The sequence below is a fragment of the Pseudomonas sp. CFBP13508 genome (assembly GCF_005233515.1).
Taxonomy (GTDB): domain Bacteria; phylum Pseudomonadota; class Gammaproteobacteria; order Pseudomonadales; family Pseudomonadaceae; genus Aquipseudomonas; species Aquipseudomonas mercuritolerans.
Genome location: NZ_QFZZ01000002.1, coordinates 642,162 through 659,855 on the forward strand (window position 1 = coordinate 642,162; position 17,694 = coordinate 659,855).

Genomic DNA, 17,694 nt, shown 5'->3' on the forward strand with positions numbered 1-17,694 from the left:
AACTTGCGTCCGACTCGGTATTTCAGGTCGGCGGATTTGGTCCATCCAACTCGGTCGGTCCCCTCTCCCTCTGGGAGAGGGTTAGGGTGAGGGGCTTTTGGTGCGTCTGGCGCGGAAAAATTCGGTCAGCACCGCGCCACATTCTTCAGCCAGCACCCCGCCCTCATACAACACCCGGTGATTCAAAAAGCCCTGGGTAAAAAACTGCCCCTGGCTCTGCACAATTCCCGCCTTGGGTTCCAGCGCGCCATACACCACCCGCGCCACCCGCGAATGCACGATCAACCCGGCGCACATGCTGCACGGTTCCAGCGTCACGTACAGCGTACTGCCCGGCAGGCGATAGTTATCCACTGCCTGCGCAGCGGCGCGGATCGCGACCATTTCCGCATGGGCACTCGGATCGCTGGTGCTGATCGGGCAATTGAAGCCGCGACCGATGACCACGCCATCCTGCACCAGCACCGCGCCCACCGGCACCTCACCGAGGGCGGCGCCCTGTGCGGCGAGGGTCAGGGCTTCGCGCATGAAATCGCGGTCGCGGCTGCGGTCGATGATCGCCGCCGGGCGGATCTGGCGCATCACTTCACCTCGATCGCGGCCATCAGGCCGGTTTCCATGTGGTCGATGACATGGCAGTGGAACATCCACACCCCCGGGTTATCCGCCACCAGCGCCACTTGCGCACGCTCGTTCTTGCCCAGCAGATAAGTGTCGGTGAAATACGGTACGACTTTGTGCCGGTTCGACGCGATCACCTTGAAGCTCATACCGTGCAGGTGGATCGGGTGCTGGTACTGGGTCATGTTCTTCAATTCGAAAATATAGCTCTGGCCCAGTTTCAGGCTGGCAATCGGTCGATCAGCACAGGTCTTGTCGGTGATGTCCCAGGCCTTGCCGTTGATCTGCCAGAGGCTCGGCGGCTTGCCGTTTTCGGTGTTCACCGAGACCGAACCGACCCATTCGAAATTGAAGTTGAGTTTCTCCGCATTGGCCAGATCCGGCTCGGCCACCGGGTTGGCCGGCAGGGCTTTCGGCCAGTCCGTCGGCGCATCGGTGTTGGCCACTGACCGCAGCGTGCCCAGGCGCACCGGGCCGTTGCGCAGCGACAACTCTTCACCGGCCGCCGGCGCCTTGATCGCCAGGCAAATGCGCATGCCGGGGCCGAGCCAGTATTCCTTGCCCAGTGGCCGAGGCTCGACCGGGTTGCCATCGAGTGCGTAGATTTTCGCTTCGACCCCAGGAATATTGATGCGATAGGTCAGGGTGTTGTCGAGGTTGAGCAAACGCACCCGGGTGATCTGCCCGGCCGGCAGATCAATCACCGGCAACGGCACGCCATTGATCGTCGACAGCCGCCCGGCGGTACCGCCACGGGCTGCTTCGCGGGGGATGCTGAATTCGACGAACTGACCTTGCTCATCGATGTGCCAGTTCTTCAGGCTCAGGGTTTTCTCGTACTTGAAGCCGGTGGGTTCGCGCTCTTCGATGATCAGCGGCCCGACCAGCCCGCGACCCAGTTCCTCGCTGCTGCTGACATGCGGGTGATACCAGTAGCTGCCGGCGTCCGGCACGCGGAACTTGTAGTCGAAGTATTCGCCCGGCAATACCGGCAGTTGCGACACATAAGGCACGCCGTCCATCTCCAGCGGCAGGCGAATGCCGTGCCAGTGAATGGTGGTCGCCACCGGCAGGTGATTGATGAAGCGCACCCGCAGCCATTCACCCTGGCGCACGCGCAACTCGGTGCCCGGCGCCGAAGGGCCGAACGCCCAGGCCTCGGTCTTGTGCCCCGGCACCAGCTCGACGTCGAGCGGCGCGGCGATCAGTTCATAATCGTGGCCGGCCTCGGCGTCGGCCATCTTGCCCAGCCAGTAACGCGACGCGCCTCCCGCGCCCACGCCAACGACAACAAGACCGGCCAGGCCACCGAGGATTTGGCGACGGGTAAAGGACATGAACTCAACTACCTCACGTATCAGCGACAGACCCCGAGGGATCCGCAAAAAGGCGAATACGATACACCCGCAGTTGAGAAACAGTAAGGGCGACCTACGGCCGCACGTCTTGTCGGCCCTTATGCGCGCAGCCCGGTAATCAGGTGCAGCACGCCGCCCTCAAGCGGCATGACGCCCGCCACACCGGCCACACTCAGGGCCTGACGGTCGACACGGGCCTCGTCATGCAGCGCCACGCGCACCCGGGTCAGCGCCAGCGGTTGCTGCGACTTGAGGTTATCCACACCCCCCAGCGCCGCAACAATCTCAGCGCTCAAGCCGGCAACCGGTTCGGCGACGGCTTTCACCTCATCCGGGACCAGATCCGGCGTCAGTGCTTTCCAGAATGCCTGCTGCAATTTGTCGAACATGTTCAATTCTCCATAACCGGCGAGGCAGCGATGTTGGCCTCATGAAAGCGCTGCAAGGCTTCGCGCACATCGCCAGCGCTTTCCAGGTTCGAGACCTGTTCGGCGATGATGCGACAGTCGGCCAGATTCACCTCGCGCACGGCCGACTTGATCGCCGGAATCAACGGCACGCTTACCGAAAGCTCATCCACACCCAGCCCCAGCAGCAACGGCACTGCAAGGCGTTCAGACGCCATGGCGCCGCAGACGCCGACCCATTTGCCGTGGGCATGGGCCGCCTTCACCGTCATGGCAATCAGGCGCAGCACCGCAGGGTGAAAGCTGTCCGCCTGGCTGGCCAGACGCGGATGATCACGGTCCATGGCCAGGGTGTATTGGGTGAGATCGTTGGTGCCGATGGAGAAAAAGTCCACGTGCGGTGCCAGCACATCGGCCATCAGCGCAGCGGCAGGCACTTCGATCATGATCCCCAGTTTCGGCAAGTGCATCAGTCCCAGCACCCGCGCCTCCTGCTCGAGGATCTGCCTGGCCGAACGCAGCTCGGCAAGATTGCTGACCATCGGCAACATGATGTGCAGACGCGTCAGCTCCGAGCAGGCCAGCACGGCGCGAAATTGCTCACGCAACAGTTGCGGTCGCTCAAGGCACAGACGAATGCCGCGCAGGCCGAGGAAAGGATTGGTTTCGCTGTCCATCGGCACATATGCCAGCGGTTTGTCGCCACCGACATCGAGGGTGCGCACCACCAGATTGTGCGCCGGCCCGATGGTGCGGGCGATGGCGCTGTAAGTGGCCACCTGTTCGTCATGGCTTGGCGCTTGCTGGCGACCCAGGTAGAGAAATTCCGAACGTAGCAGCCCCACGCCATTCGCGCCCAGCTCCATGGCCTGAGCGGTTTCGCCCTGCGAGGCAACGTTGGCGGTGACTTCGATGTGCTGACCGTCACGGGTACAGGCCGCCTCGCTGGCCTGGGCCAGTTCCTGCTGATGACGCTGGCGCTGTTGCGCATGCCGCGTGCGCAATTGATCAATGGACTCGGCGTCCGGGTGCAACTGCAATTCGCCTTTGTCGGCATCGAGCAGCACCCGCGTGCCGTTGCCGAGCCCGAGCATTTGCAATGGCATGCCACAGATCGCCGGCAAACCGCAGGCTCGCGCGAGGATCGCGACATGGCTGGTGGCGCCGCCGCCGACGGTGGCAAACCCGAGCACCTTGCGCGTATCGAGCCCGGCAGTTTGTGAAGGAGTCAGTTGATCGGCGATCAGAATGGTGTCGTTCGGCAACTCCAGCGTCTGCTCGTGAACACCGAGGATCAGCTTCAGCACGCGCTGGCCGACATCATCCAGATCCGCCGCGCGTTCGGCCAACAAGGCATTGCCCAGCGAGCGAAACATCGCCGCCGTTGCATCGGTGCTGGTTTTCCAGGCAAACGCTGCGCTTTTGCCTTCATCGATCAAGGCATGGGCCTGATCCAGCAGGCTCGGGTCGGCCAGCAGTTCCTGATGCGCCTTGAAGATCTCCGCCTGCGCCTGGCCGCTGGCGGTGTCGCGCAGATGTTGCAGGGCCATGTCGGCTTCGATCAGGGCCTGGCTCAATGCCTCAAGTTCGATCGGAGGTTCGGCGCCGTACTCGTTGACCATCAACGACGTTTCAACGATCTGCATGATCTGGCCCAATGCCGAACCGGGCGAGGCGCAGACACCGCGCAGGATGTTCGGCATTTCTGCTGCATCGGCTTCGACCGGTGCGGGCGCTGTCACCGCTTCGCCGCAGCCTTCGCTCAGCAAGCGTGTCAGCGCATCGACGGCGGCTACGGCATCTTCACCTTCGGCGCTGACCTGCACACTGTCGCCATGGGCCGTTTGCAAAGCCATGATTGCCACCAATGATTTGCCGTTGGCTTGCGCTTGCAGCTTGTGCAGATGGATGGCCGCTGAAAATGCTTTGGCCGCTTGGGCAAATACTGCCGCCGGCCGAGCGTGCAGACCGTTGGGATTGGGCAAGTTGATCGGCTGCGAGAACACCGCATCGCCCGGCACCGGCGCTGTGTTTTCGCTGGCGGCTGCGCCGACCACGACGTCCAGCACTGGCTGGCCCACCTCGACCAACCCGGTTGAGCCAACGAGCGAATCGAACGGCTCGCCGCTGACCACCAGCATCAAGGTCAACAAACTGCGCGCGTGCAGGGCAATGTAGTCAGCATCGAAGTCGATCAGCGCCTGCCCCGCTTCGACCCGCTGCCCCGCTTCAACGCGACGGGTGAAACCTTTGCCGGCGAGATTCACCGTGTCCAGGCCGATATGCATCAACACCTGCACACCCGCGTCACTGGTGATGGTGAGCGCGTGCCCGCTGGCCTGCACATCGCTGACCACACCGGCCAACGGTGCGCAGAGCGTTGACGAAGTCGGGTCGATGCACAAACCGTCGCCGATGATCCGCCCGGCAAACACCGGGTCGGGCACCTGGTCCAGCGCCATCAGCACGCCGGATAAAGGAGCCAGCAGCTGCAATTGTTGGGGTGTGGCCATGACATCACCTGAGCTTGTATTGATTGAATGAGCGGTCGCAGCCGCTTTGCTTATTTCCACCAGTATTCAACCTGCAAGCCGACATTGGCGCCGTGCCGCGCGTTGCCGAAGGTGCCCGTGTCGGAGAGTGCCGAGCCTTTGGCCAACAGGTTGGCGGCACGCTTGGCTGCCTGGTTCCAGCTGGCATAGGTGTAATACAGACGCACCTCGGGCCGCGCCCAGAATTCCGGGCCTTTGGGTGACCAGGTCGGCGCGAAGGTGAACTTGCTCAGCTTGCGCGTGCCGTCCGCCGCCTCGACCTGATCGTGCCCCAGTTCGGTCACCAGTTTGAACTGCTCGCTCAGCGCATAGGCCGGGCGCACGCCGAGTGACAGCCAGTTCTGGCCGGCGCCGCCCTGACGAATATCCTTCTGATACACCGCCTGCAATTGTCCGCCAAAACGTGGCGTCAGTTGCCAGTCGAAAAACTCGACGATGCGATAGCTCTTGTTGCGGTCATCAAGCCTGACGTTACCGGTATAGCCCAATCCGGTGCCCGGCCCTTCGCCGTATTGCAGCGCCAGTTTGTTCTTGCCACCGAAAAAGTCCTGCTGCACGTGCTGGGTGGTGATCGCCCAGCCACGGTGAGCATCGCGGCTGTCGGGCTTGTCGATGTAGCTCAGGCCGAACTCCAGTTCACCGCCCGGGTTACTGTTGAAACCGCCGACATTGAAGTCATGGCGGTTGATGTAATCCTTTTGGTAAAGGTTGTCCTTGCGCGAAAACGCGTAGCTGTATTTCAAGCCACCGAGCAACACATCTTCAATGCCTGCCCCGGTGGCGCTCTGGTTCCAGTAATAGAAATCGGAAATATGGATGTCGTTACGTTTGTAGTAGCGCCGCCCTGCCCACAGCGAACCGCCGTTGAGCGCGGGCATCGCCGACCATTGCGCATACGCCTGCGGCAAACGAATCGAGCCGTTGTCTTCCTTGAACGTCAGGCTGCGGTCGTAGCGGTTATACAGCGAGGCCATGCCGTCGACGCTCAGCACCGAGCCGTCGTCGAGGGTGTACAGATCCTGGCGCAGCTCGAGCTCACCGTACTGCTCGCACTCGTTACCGAGGCGATATTTGGTCTGCGCGCCGGGCAACTGGAAACACGACTGGCTGCTGCTATTGACCGATGTACCGACACCGCTGCGCAGATAGCCGCCGAACTCCAGCGCATGTGATGACGTGGGCATTGCCAGACAAATCCCCGCGACTGCCAGACTGTAATTTATGGTTGCTCTCATATATGCCACCCGTTGTTTTTATTGTGTGGTTGCAGGAATTCAGCGCGCACAAATCCCCCGCGCAGCGTTCTGCGTGTTTTTTCAAAGGTTGTTATTCAGTTAAAAATCAGGGGTCGGTCAGGTGCAGCACGAAGGATTCGTAAGGTCGCAACTGCAGTAACCGCGTGCGTTGCGGACAGTCCGGGTAGTTGCTGATCAACAAGCGCTGCTCCTGGGCTTCGTCGATCAGCGCCGGTAGCTCGACCTCACAGGCAGTGCCATAGAAGTTGTTCACCACTAACAAGCGTTCTCCCGTCCCCTCGCGCAGGTACGCCCAGACCTGTGGATGCTCCGGCAACAACTGGCGATAGATGCCATCGGAGATCAACGCTTCAGTGCGGCGCAAAGCGATCAGGCGCCGATAGTGATGCAGTACCGATTCCGGGTCGTGCAACTGATGCGCGACGTTGATCTGCGCGGCATTGGCCGGCACGCCGATCCACGGTTCGCCGCGAGTGAAACCGGCGTTGTGCCCGGCGTGCCAGTGCATCGGCGTGCGCCCGTTGTCGCGGGACTTCTGCATGATCGCCGCCATGTTGTTGAGGTCGCTTGCCCCGGCTTCACGCTTGAGGCGAAAGATATTCAGGGTCTCGACATCACGGTATTGCTCGATGCTCTTGAACCCCGGATTGGTCATTCCCAATTCTTCGCCCTGATAAACGAAGGGCGTGCCCTGTAGAAAATGCAACGCGGTGCCGAGCATCTTCGCCGACAGCTCGCGGTATTCGCCGTCATTGCCGAACCGCGAGACCACGCGAGGCTGATCGTGGTTACACCAGAACAGCGCATTCCAGCCGCCGCCCGCCTGCATGCCGGTCTGCCAGTCGGAGAGAATCTGCTTGAGCTGGAGGAAGTCGAAATCAGCGCGGACCCACTTCTGCAGGTTCGGGTAATCGACCTTCAAGTGATGAAAGTTGAAGGTCATCGACAATTCTTTCGACTGCGGATTGGAGTAGCGGATGCAGTGTTCGAGGCGGGTCGAGGACATCTCGCCGACGTTGATCAGCTCATGCCCTTCGAAGACTTCACGGTGCATCTCCTGCAAGTACGCATGCACGTTAGGCCCATCGGTGTAGAAGCGCCGACCATCGCTGTCGTCCTCGGGGAAATCCGCCGGTTTCGAGATCAGGTTGATCACGTCCAGACGAAAGCCACCCACACCCTTGTCGCGCCAGAAACGCATCATCTTGAACACTTCGTCGCGGACTGTGGGGTTGTCCCAATTGAGGTCGGCCTGGGTGTGGTCGAACAGGTGCAGGTAATACTGGCCGGTCTGCGCTTCGTACTCCCAGGCGGAACCGCCGAATTTGGATTCCCAGTTGTTCGGCTGGTCGCGCCAGATATAGAAGTCGCGGTAAGGATTGTCGAGGCTGCTGCGCGCCTGCTGGAACCAGACGTGCTCGATCGAGGTGTGGTTGACCACGATGTCGAGCATCAACTTGATCCCGCGTTTGCCCGCTTCGGCAATCAGCAGCTCACAGTCGGCCATGCTGCCGTAGCTAGGATCGACCGCGTAGTAGTCGCTGATGTCGTAGCCGTTATCGCGCTGCGGCGAGCGCAGAAATGGCGTGACCCACACGTAATCGACCCCCAGCCATTGCAGGTAATCGAGCTTGGCGACGATGCCGAGCAGATCGCCAGTGGCGTTGCCCGCATGGCTGTGAAAGCTCTTCGGGTAGATCTGATAGATCACCGAACGTTGCCAGTCTTGCATGGCGGATTTTCCTCTTGAATTTTACGATGTCGGTAGGAGCTGCCGGAGGCTGCGATCTTTCGATTTTGAAAGGCAGGATCAAAAGATCGTCCGATCGCGGCCCGAGCCTCCGGCAGCTCCTGCAGTTCGACTTCACGCGACCCGGTAACCCGGACGGACAATCTTCATGCTCAGCACGCAGGTCAGGGCAAACGGCACGAGCATGGCGATCAGCATCCCGATGACGAACATCGGGATGAACTGCGGAATGATCGAGATGAAACCGGGCAGGCCACCGACGCCAATGGCCGAAGCCTGGATCTTGTTCAGCGAGAGGAACATGCAACCTAGCGCCGAACCGGCCAGCGCGGCGTAAAACGGAAATTTGTAGCGCAAATTGACGCCGAACATCGCCGGCTCAGTGATGCCGAAATACGCAGAAATTGCCGAGGTCGAAGCCATGCTCTTGTCCCGCGCATTGCGCGTCATCCAGAAAACCGCCAGTGCCGCACTGCCCTGCGCCAGATTGGACATGACAATCATCGGCCAGATGAAAGTGCCGCCCTGGCTCGAGATCAATTGCAGGTCCACGGCGAGGAACATGTGGTGCATGCCGGTGATCACCAGGGGCGCATAAAGCAGGCCGAAAATCAGACCGCCCACCAACGGCGCCAGATCGAACAGCATCACCAGCCCTTCGGTGATATAGATGCCGATATGCCGGGTCACCGGGCCGATGATCGCCAGCGCCAGCACGCCAGTGACAACGATGGTGGTGATCGGCACCACCAGCAACTGCACCGCGTTGGGCACGCGTGCGCGCAGCCATTTTTCGATCACGCTCATTACGTACGCCGCCAGCAGGATCGGCAGGATCTGCCCCTGGTAACCGACCTTTTCCACCTGGAACAGGCCGAGGATGTCGAAGTACGGCAGCTGCTGCCCATCCAGCCCGGCCACCGCCTTGCCGTAATTCCAGGCGTTGAGCAGGTCCGGGTGCACCAGCATCAGACCGAGGACGATGCCGAGGATTTCGCTGCCGCCGAAACGCTTGGCCGCCGACCAGCCCACCAGCGCCGGCAGGAACACGAACGAGGTGTTGGCCATCAGATTGATCAGGCTCCACAACCCGTCGAGGTTGGGATAGGCATCCAGCAGGGTCTGGCCATCGATGAACATGCCCTTGGCGCCGAGCAGGTTGTTGATGCCCATCAACAGGCCGGCAATGATCAGCGCCGGCAGGATCGGCATGAACACATCGGAAAACACCCGCACCAGCCGCTGCATGGCGTTTATCTTCTCGGCGCTTTTCTGTTTAACGTCGGCGATGGTCGACGCCGCCAGGCCAGTCTGCTGGCGCAGTTCGGCATAAACCTTTTCAACATCACCCGGGCCGATGACCACCTGATACAACCCGCCGGTGAAGAACGAACCCTTGACCAGATCGACGCCGTTGAGGGCGGCCACATTCACCAGCGCGGGGTTCTTCAGCGCCAGACGCAAGCGCGTCACGCAATGCGCCGCCTGCTCGATGTTGTCACGGCCACCAAGGCTTTCCAGCAGCTCCTTGGCGATGTTCGGATAGTCATGGCTCATGCTTGTTCTTCCATCGTGGATTGTTGTTATTGGCAGCACGCCGAGAGGAAAAATACTCGTCTGTACGAGTTAATGCAACAACTCGTCTGTACGAGTTTGCATCCGTGGATGAACGTCAGAAAAATGCGGATTCTTCCTACTCTGACCTAAGATGTTTTCCTTCGTCCGCATGGACAAACCCCTACCCTGCCCTTAAGGTTCGGGGTTTTGAGCACCGTCGGCACAGAGTCCAGCCATGAGCAAATACAACCAGATCTACAGCGATTTGCTTGCCAGCATCACTACCCAGCGCCTGGAGCGCGGCGCCCGGCTGCCTTCCGAAACCGAACTGATGGACACCTATCAGGCCAGCCGCGGCACGGTGCGCAAGGCCATCGACCAGTTGCAAGAGCGCGGTTTCGCTCAGAAGATTCATGGCAAAGGCGCGTTCGTGCTGTCGACCAACCCGATCGAATTCCAGCTCGGCGGCATCGTCAGCTTCCAGGAGACCCACCCGCGACTGGGCAACGACGTCAGCACCGAAGTGGTCGAGATGTGTCAGGTGCCGCTGGAAGGTGCATTGCTTGAACATATCAATGCCGAACCCGGCAGCCCGATCACCCGGATCAAGCGGGTACGGCGCATCGACGGCAAACGCGTCATCCTCGACATCAACCACTTCGTCAGCGATGTCATCCCCGATCTGTCAGCAGACATCGCCGAACATTCGATCTACGCCCACATCGAACAGACCCTGCAACTGCAGATCGCCTACGCTCAGCGCACCATCGAAGCCGTGCCGTCCAGCAAGGACGACCAACAACACCTGGACCTCGACGGCCAGAGCCATGTCATCGTGGTCAGCAACCAGACCTTCCTGCAGGACGGCCGCCAGTTCGAATACACCGAATCGCGGCATACGCTGGACAAGTTCTATTTTTCGGATGTGGCGCGGCGGTAATAGCCGCTGGCAAGCGAGCCCGTTTCAAAATATGTGGTTGGCTGACAAGCCGCTATGACCTCCGGTAGTATGCCGCCGTGGCTATGGAACACCTTCCTTCTATCCTCCATGAACTAGGGGTTCCGCTCTCCACATTGCGCCTGCTTATTGCAGGCGTTTTCGTATCGATTGCACAGGTGGGCTTCAGCTCACTGGAAACGGCGACCAAGGAAGAAATCATGATGAATCAGGAGCTGTTCCTGCGGCGCCGTATAAAACTTCACGTCCCTGCCGGCTCTGGCGGAGCCACACGCGCGCAGATCGCATCAGCGGTCAAAGAAGTCGCGGCGTTCCGATGTGTACTTTCCGAGTCGCTGATCGAGCAGATCGGCTTGCTCTCTGCGGTAGAACTCAAGAATTGGCTGCGTGAAGTCATTCGCGTCCTGCGGCGTCGCAGCGGTGCTCATGTACATCACCGACCGTTTTATCCTGACTTCCCCAATCAAGTCCTCGAAGCAACAGAGGCGGAGTTGTATCTCAACGCCGTCATTCACTACCACACACTTCGGCGCCTGCCACCCAGCGAACAGGTTCGGCCAGCCATGCTTGAAGGCAACTTCATCCATTGGGTTATCGAACCGGGAAGTGTCAGCGAGTTCGAGGCATTGCTCGAGCCGCTGGTCTCATCGCGTACCTCGCTGTCCGAAGAGGAAGCCGCGGATGTCACTTGGTTTATCCGAACTTACAGAAACGACGTGTTCCGTCTGCTGCCCGATACCATCCCGTTCCGCGAGATTCGCGCGCTGGTCGGCGGCGCGCTGATCCTGCATATCGGTGACGATGCCCGGGTCGAGGAATTCCTTGAGCAAAATGTCGAAACGGCAACCGACGTGCTGCGCGTGGCGATCGCACTGCATGGCGGAGACGTATCGCTGGCAACGGCTCTGACGCGCTTTAGCAAAATGAAACGTTCGATGCGTCGCAAGCTGTTGCGCCTGCTCGACCGCATGCCCAACGCTACCGAGGATGTGATGCGCCAGGCCGAGCGCTGGAAACGTCTGGCCGAAGTCCTGCATCCAGGCGATTACGCTGAGAAGTATCCGCGAGCATTTGCGGCCATCACTGCGGCGCGACGCAACGATCCGCCGGCATCGTTCGGGTCGCGTGTGGAAACCATGCTTGCCCAACGCCAGATCGCCGCGCTTACGCCGGTGCTGCAGGATCGTCCCGGAGAATTCGCGCGCCGTCTGGACGTGATGTTACGGCGTGCCACAGAACCGGACGCTGTGCTCGACGCTTTTGCGGCTGTCGCGGCGCAAGTGTCCTCACCTGTGTTGCTGCAATTGCTGTCCCATGTAAATGCCCCGCGCCCCCTGCCCTTGCGGGCGTTCACACCTAAAGGAGCGCTGGCAAAAGTCTTCGGCACTGCTGATCGTCGAGAGTCGATCGCACCGCAGGTATTGGCACGTGCCGCACAGATTTGCGAGAACGCCCTGATCGCGCGTTTCACGTTGCTGCCACCACTGGGGCGTTGTTTCATCGATCCGGCTTTGCGCGAATACCGTGTGCCACTGGCACAGCGCGCCGCAGCGAAGTCGCTGCGCACGCTGGTGCGCGGCAGTCGACTGCCGATGCCCGACACGCGATTCATCCGCCTGTTCCTCTGGTGGAAGAATGGTCGTGACCGCACGGACATCGACTTGTCCGCCGCCTTCTTCGACACTGACTTCGTCTTCCAGGGAACGGTCGCCTATTACAACCTCAAAGGTTATGGCGGTTACCACAGCGGGGACATCGTCGACGCGCCCAACGGCGCCTCCGAATTCATCGACCTCGACCTTGATGTTCTCGTCAAAAAGGGCGTCCGCTATGTCGTCACGTCCCTCAATTCGTTTACCTGGCAGCCATATTGCGACCTTCCTGAATGCTTCGCGGGCTGGATGGCCCGCGCCGATACGGCATCTGGCGAAGTGTTCGAGCCTCGCTCCGTGGTCGACCGCATCGATATCGCCTCCGACACGAGTATCTGCCTGCCATTCGTGATGGACCTGGAGGAGCGACGCATGATCTGGGCCGATCTGGGGCTGACTTCATCGCCCCGCTGGAACAACGTCGACAACAACCTCAGCGGAGTTTCGTTGATGCTACGCGCCCTGGTGCATACACCAAGGCCGGATCTGCACACGCTTTTCGATTTACATGTGCGGGCACGAGGCGAACGAGTGGGCTCTGCAGAGCAGGCGCAGAGGGTGTTCGCACCTGAACAAGGTCTGACGCCGTTCGATACGGATCTGATTCGGTCCGAATATCTTTGAAAACCTGCGTCTGCATTCGCTGCCCCTCAACGGGACAACCAACATGCAGTAACCGGGTAACACCCTCGCCTTGAGCGCGTCGGTCATCCTCGACCTTTGCCTCAAGGATGAACACCCGCATGACCATTCCCGAACGCCGTCTGCTGCCGAACGCAGCGGACAAAACCGCCCTCAAGGCCATCGCCACCAGCATCGTGCAGACCTGCCCGAGCCTGCTCGACGCGGCCCGGCAAGTCGCGATCGAACTGCTGACGGACAAAGGGCTATCCGGCCTTGATCCCGACGAGGTTTATTTCCATCGTTTCAAAACGGCGCAAAGCAGCACGCTGACCTTCACCGGTTGGGAACACTTGCTGGAAAAGCCTTATGAAACGCTCACCCTCACGCAGTTGGTGATCCATCGCTTTCGTGCAACCGATCAAGACAACGCAGATTTGCTGGGCCTTTACTGTGGCTTCTACTCGGATGGCCCGGACGCGGAGAATTTCAATCAGGACAACGAAGTGCGACTGCTTGGCAGCGACGTGCTGAAGGCGTTCTGGGCCGTCGATTTCAGCACGCGCTACACCGGTCAGTTGACCAAATTCTGGCAAACCTCGTCGGAAGATTTCCGCGCCCTGGCCAAGTGCAACTTCCTCAGTCAGGCCGTGCAGGCGCTGCAAGAGGGTGATGTTGACGGCAATGACTTCCAACGCATCGTCACCTCGCTGATCGGCCCGATTACCTGGCCCATTACCCTGCAAATGTTGCGAGCCACATACCCGGTCGGCGCGCAAGTGCGCACGCTTGATCTGGACGGCCATGTCGCCACCAACGTCCTGCGTCTGGTCGAAGACAGTGGCCGGCAGACCCTTTACCTGCCGGGAGAACCTCAGGCCTTTCGACTGATGGACACTGCAGCGGATCTGCACTGGTGGTTGCTCGATCAGATGAATTCAGAGCAGAAACGCCCCTTGTTTCTGAAGCACTTCTCGCTGGCTGACAGCAATCACATCACCGAGAACCTCACCGATCTGATGAACCGTTTGGTGAGCACCTGGGGCCACAGCGATCATCGGATGATCAACCGCAGCAACGTTGCGATCAGCGGTGACGCCTTCACTTGGTTAAGCGAGTCGACCCGTGCGGGCATGGCTGCCGAGGCGCATCTGGTGCTCACATCCAACAGTGACCTGCGCAAGAAACTCTGGACCGGGTATCTGAGCGCCGGCCTGAAGGTGTTCGGCCCGATGGCGGCCGTGGGCTGGCCGGTGGCTTTGCCGTTGATTGGCGCCGGTATCGCGAACATGGGGCTGAACATCGATCAGGCGATCAACGGCATTACGGCAGCCGAGCGTAGAGCCGGGGTCATCGGTGCAGTGCTCAGCGCGATCGAAACCGTATTCAATGTGCCGTTCCTGATCGGTACTGGCGCGCAGCTGGAAGTTGGCCCACAGGTCGAGTATGCCGAGGCTGAAGAGATGCTCGGGCTGATCGAGCTTTCCTCGGCTGACACGCCATCATTGCCGCCCGTGGATCCGCCACCGGTCACCGGGACGGAAGCAGCTACCAGCGAGTTGACCAACGAGATCCCCGAAGAAGCGACATCCGTTACCGCCACTGAGCTCTTGACCATGACTGCCACACGGCACGGTCCGATTTTTCCAGAGGTTCCTGCCAGCTATCGATGCAACGAGTTGCTTGCGCAACATTCAGTAGAGGCGACGCCGGGAAAATATGAAGGCATTTACCGTCTCGACAAGGAGCCCGGTTACGCCATCGAAATGGATGGCCAGGCCTACTACGTACGTTACTTCGCCGACTCTCAGGACAGTGGCAACTGGGCAATCGTCAATCCCGAGCGCCCCAATCAATTCGCCTATTCGTTGCCGGTTCGCTTTGGGAGCGCCGGCAAATGGGAGCGTATGCCTGCGCTGCGGCTGCGGGGTGGTGGCCAGTGTGCGGGCAAGGCGTGTGCGCCGGAGACTGAAGTGAGCTCGTCCGGGGGCACGCCATCGGTGGAAATGCGATGCCTCGAACCGCTTCCAGGCGTTCCCTGTCCGCTGCGCCTGGTTACGAAGCTCAAAGGCGTTTCAGAAAAGGAAAAGCCAGGAATGAGAAGATGGGCAATGAACCTGCCCAGCGCATCGGCCGAGTCAGCAGGCGCTCGACGCCGCTTTTTATCAACGACCGAGCGGTACGTGGAACATTTCAGCGAAGAACGCAGGGCTCTGCTGAACAAGGCAGAAAAATTCCACCGGGAGTTGAAATGGATCAACCTGCCCGAGCGTCCGGACATTCCGCAAATCAGTCCCCAGATGCAGGTCGATGACCTGATTGATCGCATCTTTGCCAATACCGATGGGCTGGCGGTCGGTGAAACCCTTGATCGCATCGCCAGCATGCGCTTCATGATCGAAAACATGCCAGCGTTCGCGCGGCATATTCAAACCCTTTATGTGCGTGGGCTGCTGAGCGATTTTGCCCAGAATGATCTCAACCAGTTCTTCCTGTCGGGGGACATGTCAGAGGACCTGCGAACTTATCTGTCCGGGCTGGGTACCGATCCCGAGAACAGGTTCAACGTTCTCGAATTGGTCAAGACTGCCCAAGCCAATGGCATCCGGGTACACGGACTCGATGCAGCGCACACCTACACGCTGAAACGACCGCTCCTTTCGATCGAAGAACAGATGATCAAGACTCGCCTCTCAACAACAATCATAGAGAGTGACAAGCTTCTCAACAGAACGAAGAAGTGGGTAGCCTTGGTCGATGCAACGAATATCAATATGTTCAGAGATCTGCCAGGCATAAGCGAACTCAGGGGCGGCATCGGTTTGCGCATTGAAGAAGTCTGGCCCGAGGAGACCGCAGACATCAGCATTGACCCGGGGGTGGAAGTCGCCCGCGGTCCGTTTTACAACTGGGCAATGACCAGCAACGATTTCGACGTTCTGTTCGCTGACCTGCGATTGCAGATCAAGTGCCCCATGCCGCAATGGAATGCGGCAGCGCTGGAAAAGCTTCTGCATCGTAACGGCATGTTCGTGATTCAGAAGACCGAACCCGACATATACACACTGGTTCGCCGCAACAGCGACAGCGACATTGTGCGAACAAGGGTGCATTGCACAACCGCGGGCCGGTTTTATATCTGGGACCTGTCAATGCCTCGCATCACCGGCAGGAATTTCCACGACATCGCCGCAGTAGCGGAGCGCCTGATCGAGCTCGGCTTCACCCTGCAAAGTCGTTTACCCACCTGACCTGTTTTCAGGGGCCTGAAACGAAAAAACCCTTGGCTTCACGCCAAGGGTTTTACGTTACTCGAACCGCAGCGGGATTATTCCCACTCAATCGTCGCCGGCGGCTTGCTCGATACGTCATAAGTGACGCGCGAGATGCCTTCGATTTCGTTGATGATGCGGCCGGAGACGGTTTCCAGCAGTTCGTAAGGCAGGTGTGCCCAACGTGCGGTCATGAAGTCGATGGTTTCCACGGCACGCAGGGCCACGACCCAGGCGTAACGACGGCCGTCGCCTACCACGCCGACCGATTTGACTGGCTGGAACACCACGAACGCCTGGCTGACCTTGTGGTACCAGTCGGCTTTGCGCAGTTCTTCGATGAAGATGTGGTCGGCGCGACGCAGCAGGTCGGCGTATTCCTTTTTCACTTCACCGAGGATGCGCACGCCCAGGCCCGGGCCCGGGAACGGGTGACGGTAGACCATGTCGTACGGCAGGCCGAGTTCCAGGCCCAGACGACGGACTTCGTCCTTGAACAGTTCGCGCAGGGGCTCGACCAGTTTCAGGTTCATTTCTTCCGGCAGGCCGCCCACGTTGTGGTGCGACTTGATCACGTGGGCCTTGCCGCTTTTCGCGCCAGCCGACTCGATCACGTCCGGGTAGATGGTGCCCTGAGCGAGATATTTGATGTTGTCCAGCTTGCAGGATTCGGCATCGAACACGTCGATGAAAGTGCGGCCGATGATCTTGCGCTTCTTCTCCGGGTCGGCTTCGCCGGCCAGGTTGTTGAGGAACTGCTCCTCAGCGTTGGCGCGGATCACCTTGACGCCCATGTTCTCGGCGAACATGGCCATCACTTGCTCGCCTTCGTGCAGACGCAGCAGACCGTTGTCGACGAAGACGCAGGTCAGTTGATCGCCGATGGCTTTGTGCAGCAGTGCGGCAACCACCGAGGAGTCAACGCCACCGGACAGGCCCAGCAGCACGTTGTCGGTGCCGACCTGGGCGCGGATGTTGGCGATGGCGTCTTCAGCGATCTTCGACGGCGTCCACAAGGCTTCACAACCGCAGATGTCGAGCACGAAACGCGAGAGGATGCGCCCGCCCTGCTTGGTGTGGGTCACTTCCGGGTGGAACTGCACGCCGTAGTAAGCGCGGTCGTCGTTGAACATACCGGCGATCGGGCAGCTCGGGGTACTGGCGAGGATGTGGAAGTCTTCCGGCATCTTGGTGACTTTGTCACCGTGGCTCATCCACACGTCGAGGCCGAACAGGCCGTCGGCGTCGATGTGGTCTTCGATGCCGTCGAGCAGGCGGCTCTTGCCGACCACGTCCACGCGGGCGTAACCGAACTCACGCAGTTCGGAACCTTCAACCTTGCCGCCCAGTTGCTCGGCCATGGTCTGCATGCCGTAGCAGATGCCGAATACCGGAACGCCCAGATCGAACACCGCCTGCGGGCAGCGCGGGCTGTTGGCTTCGTGCACGGACTCGGGGCCGCCGGCGAGGATGACGCCTTTAGGGGCGAATTCGCGGATCGCATCTTCGTCCATGTCGAACGGGTGCAGTTCGCAGTACACGCCGATCTCGCGCACGCGGCGGGCAATCAGCTGGGTGTATTGCGAACCGAAGTCGAGGATCAGGATGCGGTGAGCGTGAATGTCGAGGGCCATGACTCATTCTCATGTAGTGAATCAGAAACAACTCGGGGCTGAATGAACAGCCCCGG

Annotated in this window: 11 protein-coding genes; 3 read left to right on the forward strand and 8 right to left on the reverse strand. The window is 60.1% G+C overall.

Going from position 1 to position 17,694, the window contains the following annotated elements; all coding sequences use genetic code 11:
• Positions 1 to 81: 81 nt before the first annotated feature.
• The 7 genes from tadA to treP all read right to left on the reverse strand — a co-directional run bounded on the left by tadA (position 82) and on the right by treP (position 9,501).
• Positions 82 to 582 carry a tRNA adenosine(34) deaminase TadA gene (gene tadA / locus PspCFBP13508_RS07320; protein WP_137214089.1) on the reverse strand — a complete coding sequence of 167 codons (501 nt, stop codon included), beginning with the start codon at positions 580 to 582 and terminating at the stop codon, positions 82 to 84.
• Entirely contained in the window at positions 582 to 1,958 is a 1,377-nt protein-coding gene (locus tag PspCFBP13508_RS07325) for a multicopper oxidase family protein (protein ID WP_071173477.1), read from the reverse strand. The genes tadA and PspCFBP13508_RS07325 overlap by 1 nt, the downstream gene beginning before the upstream one ends.
• Positions 1,959 to 2,077: 119 nt before the next feature.
• Complete coding sequence (locus PspCFBP13508_RS07330; protein ID WP_137214090.1) at positions 2,078 to 2,368, reverse strand: PTS transporter subunit EIIB; 291 nt, start codon at positions 2,366 to 2,368, stop codon at positions 2,078 to 2,080.
• 2 nt (positions 2,369 to 2,370) lie between these two features.
• Entirely contained in the window at positions 2,371 to 4,899 is a 2,529-nt protein-coding gene (gene ptsP / locus PspCFBP13508_RS07335) for a phosphoenolpyruvate--protein phosphotransferase (protein WP_137214091.1), read from the reverse strand.
• Positions 4,900 to 4,949: 50 nt separating this feature from the next.
• On the reverse strand, positions 4,950 to 6,173 hold the full coding sequence (locus PspCFBP13508_RS07340) for a carbohydrate porin (RefSeq protein WP_137214092.1): 1,224 nt from the start codon (positions 6,171 to 6,173) through the stop codon (positions 4,950 to 4,952).
• A 106-nt stretch (positions 6,174 to 6,279) separates the two neighbouring features.
• Positions 6,280 to 7,926: an alpha,alpha-phosphotrehalase gene (gene treC, locus PspCFBP13508_RS07345; protein WP_137214093.1), complete on the reverse strand. Its 1,647-nt coding sequence runs from the start codon at positions 7,924 to 7,926 to the stop codon at positions 6,280 to 6,282.
• 132 nt (positions 7,927 to 8,058) lie between these two features.
• A complete protein-coding gene (treP, locus tag PspCFBP13508_RS07350) occupies positions 8,059 to 9,501 on the reverse strand; it encodes a PTS system trehalose-specific EIIBC component (RefSeq protein ID WP_137214094.1) in 1,443 nt (480 codons plus the stop codon).
• Between the two features lie 235 nt (positions 9,502 to 9,736).
• Between treP and treR the strand changes: the two genes are divergently transcribed.
• The 3 genes from treR (at position 9,737) to PspCFBP13508_RS07365 (ending at position 15,983) form a co-directional block, all read left to right on the forward strand.
• Positions 9,737 to 10,441, forward strand: coding sequence for a trehalose operon repressor (gene treR, locus PspCFBP13508_RS07355; RefSeq protein ID WP_016773346.1), 705 nt, complete (start codon positions 9,737 to 9,739; stop codon positions 10,439 to 10,441).
• A gap of 83 nt (positions 10,442 to 10,524) precedes the next feature.
• Positions 10,525 to 12,735, forward strand: a complete 2,211-nt coding sequence (locus PspCFBP13508_RS07360; protein WP_241669504.1) for a TerD family protein — start codon at positions 10,525 to 10,527, stop codon at positions 12,733 to 12,735.
• A 119-nt stretch (positions 12,736 to 12,854) separates the two neighbouring features.
• Entirely contained in the window at positions 12,855 to 15,983 is a 3,129-nt protein-coding gene (locus PspCFBP13508_RS07365) for a membrane-targeted effector domain-containing toxin (protein ID WP_137214095.1), read from the forward strand.
• Between the two features lie 77 nt (positions 15,984 to 16,060).
• On the opposite strand, the gene guaA is transcribed toward PspCFBP13508_RS07365, so the two are convergent.
• A complete protein-coding gene (gene guaA / locus PspCFBP13508_RS07370) occupies positions 16,061 to 17,638 on the reverse strand; it encodes a glutamine-hydrolyzing GMP synthase (protein ID WP_016773344.1) in 1,578 nt (525 codons plus the stop codon).
• Positions 17,639 to 17,694 lie beyond the last annotated feature (56 nt).

Excerpts from the sequence above, each read along its gene's own strand:
- tadA (WP_137214089.1), bottom strand. The coding sequence starts at position 582 with ATGCGCCAGATCCGCCCGGCGGCGATCATCGACCGCAGCCGCGACCGC.
- PspCFBP13508_RS07325 (WP_071173477.1), bottom strand. The coding sequence starts at position 1,958 with ATGTCCTTTACCCGTCGCCAAATCCTCGGTGGCCTGGCCGGTCTTGTT.
- PspCFBP13508_RS07330 (WP_137214090.1), bottom strand. The coding sequence starts at position 2,368 with ATGTTCGACAAATTGCAGCAGGCATTCTGGAAAGCACTGACGCCGGAT.
- ptsP (WP_137214091.1), bottom strand. The coding sequence starts at position 4,899 with ATGGCCACACCCCAACAATTGCAGCTGCTGGCTCCTTTATCCGGCGTG.
- PspCFBP13508_RS07340 (WP_137214092.1), bottom strand. The coding sequence starts at position 6,173 with ATGAGAGCAACCATAAATTACAGTCTGGCAGTCGCGGGGATTTGTCTG.
- treC (WP_137214093.1), bottom strand. The coding sequence starts at position 7,926 with ATGCAAGACTGGCAACGTTCGGTGATCTATCAGATCTACCCGAAGAGC.
- treP (WP_137214094.1), bottom strand. The coding sequence starts at position 9,501 with ATGAGCCATGACTATCCGAACATCGCCAAGGAGCTGCTGGAAAGCCTT.
- treR (WP_016773346.1), top strand. The coding sequence starts at position 9,737 with ATGAGCAAATACAACCAGATCTACAGCGATTTGCTTGCCAGCATCACT.
- PspCFBP13508_RS07360 (WP_241669504.1), top strand. The coding sequence starts at position 10,525 with ATGGAACACCTTCCTTCTATCCTCCATGAACTAGGGGTTCCGCTCTCC.
- PspCFBP13508_RS07365 (WP_137214095.1), top strand. The coding sequence starts at position 12,855 with ATGACCATTCCCGAACGCCGTCTGCTGCCGAACGCAGCGGACAAAACC.
- guaA (WP_016773344.1), bottom strand. The coding sequence starts at position 17,638 with ATGGCCCTCGACATTCACGCTCACCGCATCCTGATCCTCGACTTCGGT.